Annotated in this window: 13 protein-coding genes; 5 read left to right on the plus strand and 8 right to left on the minus strand. The window is 38.5% G+C overall.

From position 1 onward, the window contains the following. Nucleotides 1-11 precede the first annotated feature (11 nt). From E4T71_RS00185 to xerS, 5 genes are all read left to right on the plus strand, one after another. Nucleotides 12-707, plus strand: a complete 696-nt coding sequence (locus E4T71_RS00185; RefSeq protein WP_135035069.1) for a LemA family protein — start codon at nt 12-14, stop codon at nt 705-707. A gap of 225 nt (nt 708-932) precedes the next feature. Next, complete coding sequence (locus E4T71_RS00190) at nt 933-2,717, plus strand: hypothetical protein (RefSeq protein ID WP_135035072.1); 1,785 nt, start codon at nt 933-935, stop codon at nt 2,715-2,717. Between the two features lie 12 nt (nt 2,718-2,729). After that, nucleotides 2,730-3,482: an LD-carboxypeptidase LdcB/DacB gene (gene ldcB, locus E4T71_RS00195; RefSeq protein WP_135035075.1), complete on the plus strand. Its 753-nt coding sequence runs from the start codon at nt 2,730-2,732 to the stop codon at nt 3,480-3,482. A 134-nt stretch (nt 3,483-3,616) separates the two neighbouring features. Continuing rightward, complete coding sequence (locus E4T71_RS00200; protein ID WP_135035078.1) at nt 3,617-4,441, plus strand: hypothetical protein; 825 nt, start codon at nt 3,617-3,619, stop codon at nt 4,439-4,441. 342 nt (nt 4,442-4,783) lie between these two features. After that, entirely contained in the window at nt 4,784-5,854 is a 1,071-nt protein-coding gene (gene xerS, locus E4T71_RS00205; protein ID WP_135035081.1) for a tyrosine recombinase XerS, read from the plus strand. A 24-nt stretch (nt 5,855-5,878) separates the two neighbouring features. Here the strand turns inward: xerS and E4T71_RS00210 are convergent, their stop codons facing one another. From E4T71_RS00210 to E4T71_RS00240, 8 genes are all read right to left on the minus strand, one after another. Continuing rightward, complete coding sequence (locus E4T71_RS00210; RefSeq protein WP_135035083.1) at nt 5,879-6,178, minus strand: bacteriocin immunity protein; 300 nt, start codon at nt 6,176-6,178, stop codon at nt 5,879-5,881. An 82-nt stretch (nt 6,179-6,260) separates the two neighbouring features. Further along, entirely contained in the window at nt 6,261-7,250 is a 990-nt protein-coding gene (locus E4T71_RS00215) for a lipoate--protein ligase (protein ID WP_135035086.1), read from the minus strand. Nucleotides 7,251-7,258: 8 nt separating this feature from the next. Next, entirely contained in the window at nt 7,259-8,959 is a 1,701-nt protein-coding gene (gene lpdA / locus E4T71_RS00220; protein ID WP_135035089.1) for a dihydrolipoyl dehydrogenase, read from the minus strand. Nucleotides 8,960-8,971: 12 nt separating this feature from the next. Further along, entirely contained in the window at nt 8,972-10,015 is a 1,044-nt protein-coding gene (locus E4T71_RS09730; RefSeq protein ID WP_167758444.1) for a dihydrolipoamide acetyltransferase, read from the minus strand. Between the two features lie 9 nt (nt 10,016-10,024). Further along, entirely contained in the window at nt 10,025-11,017 is a 993-nt protein-coding gene (locus E4T71_RS09735) for an alpha-ketoacid dehydrogenase subunit beta (protein ID WP_167758447.1), read from the minus strand. Between the two features lie 16 nt (nt 11,018-11,033). Then, nucleotides 11,034-12,002, minus strand: a complete 969-nt coding sequence (locus tag E4T71_RS00230; RefSeq protein WP_135035092.1) for a thiamine pyrophosphate-dependent dehydrogenase E1 component subunit alpha — start codon at nt 12,000-12,002, stop codon at nt 11,034-11,036. A gap of 139 nt (nt 12,003-12,141) precedes the next feature. Beyond that, nucleotides 12,142-13,308 carry an acetyl-CoA carboxylase biotin carboxylase subunit family protein gene (locus E4T71_RS00235; RefSeq protein WP_135035095.1) on the minus strand — a complete coding sequence of 389 codons (1,167 nt, stop codon included), beginning with the start codon at nt 13,306-13,308 and terminating at the stop codon, nt 12,142-12,144. A 14-nt stretch (nt 13,309-13,322) separates the two neighbouring features. Further along, nucleotides 13,323-14,063, minus strand: coding sequence for an esterase family protein (locus tag E4T71_RS00240; protein ID WP_135035098.1), 741 nt, complete (start codon nt 14,061-14,063; stop codon nt 13,323-13,325). Nucleotides 14,064-14,069 lie beyond the last annotated feature (6 nt).

Below are 14,069 nucleotides of genomic sequence, written 5' to 3' on the forward strand. Positions count from 1 at the left end.
AATGGTGTGCTATGAAACAAAAATCAATTTTTGTCAACCTGCTTAGTCTGTTCGGTTTTACAATTCTTTCGACTCTATTGTGGGGACTCATATTTGCTATGACGATAACTCCAGCAGAAGTCGAGATCGTTGTTGAACCCTTCCCTGGCGCTAGTTTTGTACTAGGGATGTTGACGATTTTGGTGATTTATAGTTTCCTTACAATTAGTGAGGCCAACCGTCTCTCGGAAAGCTGTTCTCAATTATCAAGTAATATCCGTATTACCGAGGAACGAAATCGTCAACTTTTATCCAAAGCTAATCGATTTGTAGACAAGCATCAGGAACGTGAAAAAGATAACTTAAAAGAATTAACTCAGGGAATTCTTGTTTCAGAACAATCAACTACTGTAAAAGATCGGATGAAGTCTAGCTTGACAGAGAAACATCGCTCTTCCAAAGTTGAAACTTCGCGAGAGTTCGCCCAAATATTGGATGAGATTCCTGATTTAAATATGTCGCAAGCAGTCTCACGGCTCTTTGATGAACTATTTAAGAGTGAGGAACAGCTAGCAAACTATCAAAGAGCTTACAACGAGTTTGTAGCTCACTATAATACAAAAATTAAAGCATTTCCTTTAAATTTTCTAAAAAAATGGTATCAACCCAAAGAGTACTATGTGCTTGATATCGAAGACGAATTCCCAGACGAGTTATTGGGACTTTAAAAATATGAATAGACCCAGCAAGCGATTAACGGTTTGTTGGGTCTATTTATATAAAACATTTAGCGTATATTTCTATGTTGAGCTCTATTTAGAGATATTTTTGACTTTCAGAATAAATTTCACTAAATTAATTTATGTTAAAAGTTACCGATAAAATCATTGACAGGTTTCAGTCTTTCTACTAAACTTATAATAGTAAAAAGAATAAAGTTAGGTGAAATTAATATGGAAAAAAAGGATCAATGGCTCAAAGAATTTGAAGCACGTGAGGGGAGAAAGCCCAGTCCACAAGAGTTTGTTATTGCTAAGGAAGCGGGCTTTCCCTTGGTAGAAGATGATTTAGCTAATCGCTGGGCTGCAGCTTTTGAGACCTTAAATCAGCGAAAACCTAGCCCTGCTGAATATATGGCTGCTAAGAAACAAGGATTTCCAATTAATCAATCTGAATCCTCTTCAAAACAAGAAGAAAATTCACTACAAGAAGTTGAGATAAGCTCACAAGATAGGGAGAAGGTTCAGGATCCAAAAGCACTTTGGGTTCAAGCTTTTGAAGCGGCTCACGGTCGTCGACCTGGACCGCAGGAGGTCGCTCTTGCTAAGGAAACAGACTTTGATGTAGATTATTTACCTGATCTATCATCAGTTGAAACAGTAGCTGAATCCGTTGTTGTAGCACCTGTACAAGCGGATGAAAGTCCAGCTCCTGTTAAGAAAGAGAAGAGATTAAAGCTTAGTCGTAAACAGGTACTTACAGGTGCTGCCATTGGTTTAGTTCTTATCGCTTTGGGCGGTGGTTATTACTATTTTGACAAGGAGTCTGGGACGGATTTAGCCGTTGATCAATTTTCTAAACAAATTGAAAATAGCAAATTCCAACAACTTGCGGAATCCTTTAGTGATGCTGATTCGAAAAATGTGAACTGGTCTGCAGAAGATGCTAAGAATTTCGTTCAATATCTAAATAAAGATGGAAAGTTAGAGAGTGAGTTGTCGAAGTTAGAGGCTGATCCTTCTTATATTATTAAAGATGAAAATGGTAATCAGTTACTAGGCTTAGAGGAGACTACAAAGAAACTGGGGCTATTTCCTGTTTATGAGGTTAAGACTTTTCCATTGACAATTACTGCCAAAACAAACTTGGACACCTTAAGTTTGAATGAACAGAAGGTAGAGAAAGATAAAGAATTAGCTTTAGGAGATTTTTCATTTGCTCCCCATTCCTTTGCAGCTAAGGGAAAAACGGATGCTGGAGATCTACATACGGATATTAGAGCAGAACTTTCGGAAGCTAAGGAGAATAGCCTTACTCTTTCCATTTCAAATGTAGATAAGAATTTACAAGCTTCACTCCCTAGTGACGTGCAAGGGGCAAGTGATATTAAATTGTATGTGAATAACAAAGAGGTCGCTAAGGAATTAACGAAGAAACTTAAATTGATTGAAAATCAAACAATTGATGTTCATGCTCAGTTTAAATTCGAAGAGAATACTTATACAACTGAAAAAAGTAAACTAGTTGTAAAACCAGGCGAAGAATCCCTTGTAGTTGACCTTCAGCTTTCCTCTGATATTCAGCAAAAAATTGCGGATGCTAGAAAAGCTAAAGAAGAGAAAGCGAAACAGGAAGAAGATGCAAAGCGGAAATTGGAAGAAGACAAAGTTGTCATCAGTAATTTTATGTCCTCTTACATTAATGCTATGCGCAACTCCATTCGTAATCGTTCAGTCGGTTTTACGGACTATTATGATACCAATAGTGAAGCCTATCAAGTTATGTATAATTATGTAGCAAACGGTGGTGTTGCTGCAGCACGAATTGATTATCAAACAACGCTGGAATATACTGTTACCGATGTTGCTAAAGAAGGAAATGACTATAAAGTCACAGTCAGCAACAGCTTTAAAGAAGTCTATACAAACGGTAAATCTGATACCGTTCATAAAAATCAAGTCTTTATGCTTCGTCCAGAAAATGGAAGTTTTAAAATTTACTCTATTAGCGAGTATTAAGAAAGGGACCCTATGAAATCAAAAAAATGGTTTGGATTGATTCTCATGACTCTAGCTTTAGCAGCTTGTGGCCAAGAATCAGCAACTACTCAAGGAAACAAAGGCAATACTGAATCAAATCAGACAGTCAAAAACAATTCAGATGAGAATTCTGCTCAAAGCTCATCATCCAAGTCTAATAGTCAACAAAAAGAATCTAAAACGGATACTAAGGCTACTTATAATGGTGATTACTATAGTGTCAAAGGGTCTGATGGACAAGAAATTATTATTGTTAATAAGAAGCATCCACTAAATGCAAACTATGCACCAGGGGAAAATCCTCAGGCTCAATCTGCCTTTATGCAACTGATTGCGGATATGCAAGATAAAGGTTTTGCTGTTAGCAACCAGTACAGCGGGTATCGTTCTTATGAAACACAGGCTGGTTTGTACCAATCCTATGTTGATCGAGATGGTCAAGCTAATGCCGATCGTTATTCCGCTAGAGCTGGGTATAGTGAGCACCAAACTGGTCTTGCTTACGACTTAATCGATAGCTCGGGAAATCTTCTGACAGATAAAGAAGCCAGCAAATGGTTACGAGAGCATGCGGCAGACTATGGTTTCATTGTTCGCTATACTGAAGACAAGGAAGATATTACTGGTTACACAGCAGAAAGTTGGCATGTTCGCTATATTGGGTCAGAAGCTGCGGATATAGCGAAATCAGGATTAACACTAGAAGAATACTTTGGTGTACCTGGTGGAGATTATGAGGATTAGTAAATGGAGAAGCTGGAAATTCCAGCTTTTTCTCCCAGCATACGTTTAACATAAATAATTTTTTATAAAAATGAATTATTACAGTAGACATGTTATAATTGTTGCAATAAATAAATGCGAGAGGAAATTTCTAAATGGGAGATACTAAAAAACATACTGTAAAAATTAAACCTTCTAAGAAAGATATTGAAAGAACCTATGAAGGTTTTGACGAGTTAAAGGAGTTGATTGCTCCTTCTTCAAACAAGCCTGAGGCTGGTTTTTATATTTTAAATGAGGGAAAGTGGTTTGATGAAGATTGGTTTAAGGACTGGTATAAGAAATATACTAATAGTTTTTTCAAGTTTGAGATAGAAAATGGTACAAATACAAATCTTACTCTGGAAAGAAAGCCTATTCTTAAACAAATTGAGACTAAACTTTCACAAAAATATTATCCTTCAACTACAGATTTAAATTGGAAGAAGCGACCTGAAAAAGTTTACGATTGTAATGCTACTAATAAGGATTTTTTTCACAGAGGACACTTAATCGGCTGTCAGCTCATAGAATATTCCAAGATATTTAAACATTATAAGTGGGAGAATTTTGTTATGATTACAGATTGGTGTAATAGGGCTAATACATACACTGACAACAATAAATCCTGTGGTATGTTTTATTTTGAAAATATCCTGTTACAGACTTTAGATTTTTATTATAGAAACAAAGAACACATAGAAATTGATTATCGTATTACACCAGTTTTAAAAAAACTAGACTCAAAGAATGAACAGCAAAATTACGAAAAGCTTCCACGAGGGATTATAATGGAAGCTAGAGTAAGAAATGGTGGAAATTTTTTAACTTCAAATGATGAAAAACATCCCATTTTCGAATCTGGATTCAATGTTTTTATCCCAAATGCTCAAAAGAATTTGAAAATTGATTATAATTCAGGTGAAGTTATCAAAGAATAATAAATCATATGTTAAAAAGCTGGGAATTCCAGCTTTTTTGCTAGCATATGTTTAACATAAATTAATTTCATCGAAATTATTTAATCATTAATATCAAATAGAATCCCAAGTTTTTGGTAAAAGCTATTTTTTGTTTAATAATGTATTCGCTAACGGCTAGTAGAACTAGCTATTTTATTTGTTATAAGTAAAGGATGATGATGGCAGTCTAGGAAGTAATTATACGATATACCTCAAAAATCATTAGGAATATCTCCAACAACATCTTTCCGAAAAACTGTAATTTTCTTGAAAAAAGTTTGTGTGTTTGGTACACTACTATTAGAGAATTTGGAGGTATTTATGCGTCGTGAATTGTTACTAGAAAAAATTGAAGATTTGAAAGCAATTATGCCTTGGTATGTTTTAGAATACTATCAATCCAAATTAGCTGTCCCTTATAGTTTTCCCACCTTGTATGAATACTTGAAAGAATACCAGCGTTTTTTTAATTGGTTGATGGATACAGATCTTGTTCAAGTTACTGAAATTAAAGAGATTTCTATTGAAACCTTAGAACATCTTTCTAAGAAAGATATTGAATCTTTTATTTTATATTTACGAGAACGTCCTTTGTTAAATACGAATTCAACGAAAACCGGTCTGTCGCAAACAACTATTAATCGGACTCTATCAGCACTCTCGAGTCTCTTTAAATTTTTAACTGAGGAAGTTGAGAATGAACAGGGGGAACCCTATTTTTACCGTAATGTTATGAAAAAGGTTTCAACAAAAAAGAAAAAGGAGACTTTAGCTGCAAGGGCTGAAACCATTAAGCAGAAACTTTTTTTAGGGGATGAAACCGAGGGGTTTTTACGTCACATTGAAGATGACTATCCCAAACAGCTTTCCAACCGTGCTCTCAGCTCCTATGAGAAAAACAAGGAACGTGATTTGGCCTTGATTGCACTACTCCTAGCTTCAGGAATTCGCTTATCTGAAGCAGTGAACCTTGATGTCAGAGATGTGAACACACAAATGATGATTGCGGAAGTTACTCGTAAAGGAGGCCGTCGTGATGCTGTTCCTATTGCTAGCTTTGCTAAGCCCTATCTTTTACATTATTTAGAAATCCGAGATAAACGTTATAAACCTGAGAAACACAATCTTGCCTTGTTTTTAAGTGAATACAGAGGCAAGGCAAATCGCATGGATGCCTCCAGTATTGAAAAAATGGTCGCTAAGTATTCTGAATCTTTCAAAATTCGAGTTACACCTCATAAATTACGTCACACTCTTGCAACTCGTCTTTACGATGCGACTAAATCACAAGTATTGGTTAGTCATCAACTAGGCCATGCAAGTACACAGGTTACAGATCTTTATACCCATATTGTCGATGAAGAACAAAAAAACGCCCTAGATCAACTCTAGAGCGTTTTACTTCTTAAGCTCATCCTATTTTAAAGTCTGTAAACTCATAGCTAACATGTTTAAAGTAGAGATTTTACCACGTTCCCGATGGTATTTATTTGCTATTTTTGTAGCGAATTCGATTACATTTTTGGGAGCTTTATAGTGATGTGTCATTAAATAGAGGGATAAGCTATGGCTTAGTTGACTAATCGCTTGAACTTGATTCTCTTCAATGGCTATTTTAGATGCTGAAAAAATCTTTTTTAATTCAATATCTGTTGTCATTTCAGGGATTCCTAAGATTTTGTCAATTTCTCTGATTAGATCTTCTTTTTCTTTCATGATTCAGATTTAGATAATGATTACTAATGTTATAAGACCACTAGAATAACAAATCCAGTGGTCTTATTTATATAGACTAGTGTTATTCTACAATAGCTTCTGCAATTTCTTGTGCTGAAATTCCTGCGAAGTAGCGTGACAAGTCTAGTTCAGCTAGTTTTTGCTCGACTGCTTCTCGTTCATAGGCAAGACCCACTAGGGACTCTTCTACTGCAGCAACATCCTCGATTCCGAAGAAGTCTCCGTAAATTTTCAAGGTATCAATCCGAGATTCTACAACATTGACATAGGCATCTATTAATCCGCTTGGGAATTTGATGGTTCGACGGATATTGTATTCAGGTGATTTTCCATAATTCCAATCCCAGTTTCCGAATTTAGCATCGCGAATTTGGCGAATTTCTTCTAATTCAGAATCTGAGAAGGTGTATTCAGTCATCTCTGGATATTCTTTTTTCATATAATCTAGTAAGAGATCACGAAATTCTAGAACGGAAATTTTCTCATCTAATTCATCAACGATATTCGTTACACGGGCTCGAACAGACTTGACACCTTTCGATTCAATTTTGTGCTTGGAAACTTGAAGTGCTTTTGCCAAGACAGATAAATCAACATCAAAGAGTAATGCACCGTGATGCATAATTCGTCCATTGATATAGGCTTGGGCGTTCCCTCCAAATTTCTTACCATCAATTTCTAAATCATTACGGCCGGTAAATTCAGCCTTAACCCCGAGAGCGGCTAAAGTATTGATAACTGGAATTGAAAAGCTCTTGAAATCAAAGAGTTTGTCTTGATTCTCATTTGAAATAATGGTGTAGTTAAGATTATTGTAGTCATGGTAGACTGCACCGCCTCCACTGATACGGCGAACGACTTCAATACCATTGTCTCGAACATAATCTCGGTTAATTTCTTCAATCGTATTTTGATGACGACCTACGATAATGGAGGGTTTATTGATCCAGAGAATGAAAATCATATCCTCATCAAGCATTTGCTTGAAAGCATATTCTTCAAGTGCGATGTTAAAAGCTGTATCGTTGCTGTCATTAATAATGTATTTCATGAAGTCTCCTATTTCTTGGGTGCATGCACAGCGAGATTTAGGACATCTGCAAAGGCTTCATACATGACTTCTGAGTAAGTCGGGTGACCATGGATTGTTTTGAGAACTTCTTCAACTGTAATTTCCATTTCAATAATAGTTGAAGCCTCATTAATTAATTCTGCTGCAGCAGGTCCAATAATATGGACACCGAGTACTTCACCATATTTCTTATCAGCGATGACTTTCACAAATCCTTGGGCAGCATCGGAAGCGATAGCACGACCATTGGCTGCGAAATTGAATTTTCCAATTGCTACATCATACTGTTCACGCGCCTGTTCTTCTGTTAAACCAACAGCGGCTACTTCTGGTAAGGTGTAGATAGCAGCTGGGGTAAGATTGAGTTTCGCCACTGCATGGTTGCCTTTTAAAGCATTCTCGGCTGCTACTTCACCCATACGGAAGGCTGCATGAGCTAACATTTTAGTTCCATTGATATCACCTGGGGCGTAGATGCCTGGAACAGATGTTTCCATATACTCATTCACCTTGATACGACCATTTTCAAGTTCAAAGGCTACTTCACCCATACCTTCTAAATCTGGAACTCGACCAATTGAAAGAAGGGCTTTATCAGCTAGAATATCTTCTTGACCAGAAACTTTAATACGTAGTTTACCATTCTCTTCAATAATCTCTTCTAGCTTGGTTTCTGTATGAATGGTCATTCCTTTTCGTTCAAGAATGAGACGAAGGTTTTTAGAAACCTCTTTATCCATTGCTGGAACAATACGGTCTGTCATTTCAATAACCGTGACTTTTGAACCGTAGGTCATAAAGGCTTGACCAAGTTCGATTCCGACAACCCCACCACCAATAACCACTAGATGTTCTGGAACTTCTTTGAGGTTGAGGATATCATCACTTGTCATGACTAAATCAGATTCCATACCTGGAACATTGATTTTGCTAACTTTTGATCCACCTGCAAGAATAATTTTCTTTGTTTCGAGAAGGGTTTGACTATCAACGAGGACATTTTTATCTTTGGTAATTGTTCCTATTCCCATATGAACATCAATACCATAAGAACGCATTAAGCCTCCGACACCTCCTACAAGAGTGGCAACAACCTTGTCTTTTGTAGCAACAACTTTATCCATATCAACCGTAAAGCTTGGATTTTCGACCATGATTCCACGATCTGCTGCATGCCCCAGGCTTTCAATGATTTCCGCATTGTGAAGGTAAGTTTTGGTCGGGATACATCCACGGTTGAGACAGGTTCCTCCAAGGGCTGTTTTTTCAACAATAGCCACTTTACCACCTAATTGAGAAGCCTTGATAGCTGCTACATAACCCGCTGGACCACCACCGATAACGACGACATCATAGGCATCATCACTCTTACCAGAGTCCTCTTGAGTTAGTGGGGCAATTGGACTTTCAGCAACTGGTGCTTCTGTAGAAGCGGTTGGGATGTTTTCTCCTTCTGCACCAAGATAGCCGATAATTTCTGTAACAGGAACTGTTTCTCCGTCTCCTTTTAAGATCGCAATCAGGTAGCCATCTTCTTCTGCTTCTAGTTCCATACTAACTTTATCGGTCATAATTTCAAGAAGAACTTCTCCTTCTTTCACAAATTCTCCGACTTTTTTATTCCACTGAACGATTTGACCCTCGGTCATATCGACACCGGCTTTAGGCATAATTACTTCTAAGGCCATTCTCTACTCCTTCTAAATTAACATTGAAATTGGGTTTTCAATGAGATCTTTCAAATCTTTCATAAATTTCGCACCAGCCATTCCATCGACAACTCGATGGTCAATTGTGAGACCAAGACTCATCATAGGACGGATGACGATTTCACCATTTAAAGCTACTGGTTTCTCAATAGTTGCACTGACACCAAGGATGGCTGAGTTAGGTTGATTGATGATAGGGCCAAAAGATTGTACTCCAAACATTCCCAAATTACTAATCGTGAATGTTGAATTTTGTAATTCACTCGGTGCCAATTTCATATCTAAAGCACGGCCAATTACATCCTTAAATGCTACGACCAGTTGGGAAAGGGACATTTTTTCAGCATTAAAGACAACAGGTGTCAATAAACCACCGTCCATTCCGACAGCCATGGCGAGGTTCACATAATCATGGGTAATAATCGTTTGGCCATCTTCAGTTAAACTTGAATTGATATAAGGATGCTTCATCAAGGTTTTGATGACTGCAAGTGAAATCAAATCCGTAACAGTGACTTTTTTCCCAGTTTCTGCCATGATTGGATCTAGGACCTTCTTCCGTAGTGCCAGCATTTCCGTCATGTCGACTTCATAATTGAGGGTAAAGGTTGGCGCGGTTAGATACGAATCCACCATGCGTTGGGCAATGACTTTCCGCATTGGAGTCATTGGAATCCGCTCAATAGTTCCCCATTCGGTTTGGTTATCTGGAACTTCTTCAACTTTTTCAATTTGAGCTGGAGACTTAGTGGTTCCAGTTTCAAGATTTTCAGGGAGAAGGGCTAAAACATCCTTCTTCATAATTTTTCCATTAATCCCTGTACCTTGAATTTCTTGCCAAGCAATGTTGTGCTCTAGGGCAATACGTTTAGCCAAAGGCGAAATTCGAACGACATGCGTGTCTTTATGCTGATCTACATCTTCTTTATGAACCCGTCCTTTAGCTCCCGAACCACTAACATTATAAAGGTTAATCCCTAATTGATCCGCCAATTTACGAGCCGCAGGAGTTGCTCTTAGTTTTTTGTCAGACATTGCTTCTCCTTATTCTTTGTTTACAGTTTTGAGAATCGTCTCTTTAATACTTTCGACTGTTGGAATCATCGCATTTTCAAGATTTGCGGCATAAGGCATTGGAACATCCTCACCCGCACAGCGGCGAATTGGTGCGTCTAAATAATCAAAGGCTTCTGATTCAGCTATAATGGCTGAGATTTCTCCAATAAAACCGCTTGTTTTGTGAGCATCGTTTACAAGAACGACTTTCCCTGTTTTCTTGACAGAATTAATGATGATTTCCTTATCTAGTGGTACTAGAGTCCGTGGGTCAACAACTTCGACAGAAATTCCGGTTTCTGCTAATTCTTCCGCAGCCTGGAGTACACGACGCAACATTTTACCATAGGTCACAACTGTGACATCCGTACCCTCTCTTTTAATTTCACCTTTGCCTAAAGGAATTACATAATCTGGATCAACGGGTACCTCACCTTTTTGATTAAATTCGGATTTGTACTCTAAAATAATAACCGGATTGTTATCACGAATTGAGGCTTTAAGGAGTCCCTTCATATCTGCGGGGGTTCCAGGAGCAACAACTTTAAGGCCTGGAATATGAGTAAACCAGCTTTCAAGGGATTGGGAATGTTGGGCTGCAGAACCAACTCCATTACCGGCAGCACAGCGTACAGTCATCGGAACTTGGCCTTTCCCACCAAACATATATCGGGTTTTAGCAGCCTGGTTTACAATGGCGTCCATGGCAATAACAGAGAAATCCATGAAGGTCATATCCACAATCGGGCGAAGACCGGTCATGGCAGCACCAGCTGCAGCTCCCGAAATAGCAGCTTCTGAGATGGGAGCATCCCGAACCCGCTCTGGACCAAATTCTTCCAACATTCCTACTGACGTTCCGAAGTCTCCGCCAAAGACACCTACATCTTCTCCCATAAGAAAAACATCTGGATCACGGCGCATTTCTTCAGACATAGCTAGGATAATCGTATCTCGAAATGACATTAATTTAGTTTCCATTTGTGACTGACCTCTCTTATTCCGCATAAATATCTTCAAAGGCTGATTCTAGTGGTGGCAGGGGACTATTCTCTGCAAAGCGTACAGACTCTTCCACTGCTTCTTTAACTTCTGCCTGGATTTGATCTAATTCTTCCGCGCTAGCAATCTGATTTTCAACCAAATAATGACGGAAATTCTCTATTGGATCTTTTTTCTTCCATTCTTCTACTTCCTCTCGTGTCCGGTATTTACCAGGGTCAGATGAGGAATGGCCTAACCAGCGATAGGTTACACTTTCAATGAGTACAGGACCTTTTCCAGAACGAACATGTTCGACAGCTTCTTGAAAACCTTTGTAGACATCCAAAATATTATTACCATCTTCAACAAAAATACCTGGAATACCATAGGCTGTTGCTCGTTGATAAATGTGCTCTACATTGGTCATTTTTTTAATATCTGCTGAAATACCATAACCATTATTGATACATGCAAAAATAACAGGAAGTTTCCAAATAGAGGCCATATTGACAGCTTCATGGAAGACACCTTCGTTGGTGGCACCGTCTCCGAAGAAGCAGACGACAATCTTATCAGTGCCTTTCATTTGCTGGGTTAGGGCTGCTCCGACTGCGATTCCCATTCCACCTCCAACAATACCATTGGCTCCGAGGTTTCCTGCGTCTAAATCGGCAATATGCATGGAGCCACCTTTTCCTTTACAGGTTCCAGTGTATTTTCCAAGAATTTCGGCCATCATTTCATTGAGATTAATCCCTTTTGCGATGGCTTGTCCATGTCCTCTGTGATTAGAAGTAATTAAGTCATCTGGATTGAGAGCAGCCATGGCTCCAACATTCGCAGCCTCTTCTCCAACGGAAAAGTGGGTCATTCCAGGAACTTTTCCTTTTTTTACCAATTGGGCTATTTTTAAATCCATTCGACGGATTTCTTCCATTTTACGGAACATATCCAGTAAAAGGCTTTTGTCTAGTGTTTCCATATATTCACCTTTCTGTTTTTCACAAACTTACACTTTCTATTTTACCTTGTCTTGAAACCCCTGTCAAAAGATAACTAACAACTGAAAAAGCCCAGATGTCAGGCTTAGAAAGCATTATCTGGACTTTTCAATTGAAAAATTAATCTGCTAAAGTTTCAATATCACGAATGATATTGTGAATGACTTCAATATCATCAGAGGTGAAAATAAACATATCGTTTCCTTGAAGAGCTGCAAAAGCTTCTGGCATACGAACATTGGCTTTTAGATACGCAGCATAGCGTTCAAGAAGTTCTTCTTTGGATACTTGATAGCTCACCTCGTCTCGTCGTGTAGCTGCAAGTGCATGGTTGAGAGGACCATCTGCTTCTGGGAAACCATGACCAGCAACGAGACTAGCATAATCACGGAAAAGATCACGCGAATAACCAAAGTTATAGACATCCATAGCAAAGGCACCAGCTGGACGATTATTGTATTCGATAGCGATATAGTCGTCTCCATTACGGAAGAACTCAATATGGAAGAAACGTTCTTTCATGCCAAATGCTTTGACTGCAGCTTCTCCATATTTGCGAAGTAGGGGATCTACTTCCATCTGAGTGTAATAAGCAATTCCTTTTTGCTGGATAAGGATATTCAATGGAGTGTCTGTGTAATCAAAGGATGTTGACCATACAATCTCGCCATTGGCATCTACTAATCCGTCAAAAGTACAAATTTCGGTACTAGTTACGAAAGGCTCTAAGAAATAGGCAATACTTTGATCCCAATTTTCGATGAATTCACGCACAGATCTTGGTTCTTCCAGCTTATAAGTAGCCGCAGCTCCAACTCCATTATCAGGTTTCGCAATCAGTGGTAGACCAAGAGCTTCTACTGCTTCATGTACTTCATCTTCAGTTGTCACCACTCGTCCTGGTGTAACAGGAACCCCAGCAGAGCGGAAAATTTCTTTCATTTTTGATTTATACTTTGTTTTTTCAATATCTTCATTTTTGGGACCGAAAACATTGAATTGCGTGCGAAGTTCTGCATCAAGTTCCAACCAGTACTCGTTTTGTGATTCAATACGATTGATTGGACCATGTTTGTAGAAAAGGAAAGCTACTGCACGCTTGACTTCATCCAAGTCTTCTAAATTATTGACGCGGAAGTATTCTGTTAAAGCCCCCTGGAGCTCAGAACCTAGTTGATCATAAGGTTCTTGACCAATTCCGAGAACAGTTATTCCTTGTTTAGCCAACTCAATGGAGAATTTTTGGAAATTCTGTGGGTAATAAGGTGAAATAACAATATAATTCATAATCCCTCTCCTTTTTATAAATCAAGTGCTTCTAAGAAATGTGGCATTTGAATCCGCCACCAATCCCAATCATGAGCCACATCGTAGCCCCAAACATCAAACCAAGCTGGGATTTGTTTCTCCTCAAAGGCAGTTTTTAAGCTATAGAAGGATGGCAAGCCATCTTGTTCCCATGCCCCCAACCCAGTGCAGACAATGATGTCAGCAGAGCGGTAATGATCTAGGAACCATGGATCATTTTGATTCCAGATATAGTCGCTTGGAGAATTTTGGTAAATTTCTTTGTCGTCTCCATATTCGCCGACAAAGAAACGAGCATCATAGACACCACTCAAGGCAATGACTTTTTGGAAAACGTCCGGATGCTGCAAGAAGAAGTTTAGCGCGTGGTAAGCTCCCATAGAACAGCCCGAAGTCATTAGAGGTCCTTCCCAATTTGCGATGTGTTTGATAAAAGGTACAGCTTCTTGAATGATGTAACGTTCGTATGCCAAGTGAGCCAAGGCACGATCATGACCATGTTTCCAATTTGCTTCCCAACTTTCATTATCAATACTTGAAACTGTAAAGAATTGTACTTTCCCCTCATCGATAAAGCGTTGAGAGGCATTAATCATACCAAAATCGTAAAATTCATTGTGACTTCCACCTGAAGATGGAAAAACAATAACTGGGATACCAGCATGTCCGTAGTGGTTCATATGCATGTCACGTCCTAATTCGTGACTCCAATGTACAAGATTTTCGATATTCATAAACGT

The organism is Streptococcus sp. WM07, from assembly GCF_004570525.1.
Taxonomy (GTDB): domain Bacteria; phylum Bacillota; class Bacilli; order Lactobacillales; family Streptococcaceae; genus Streptococcus.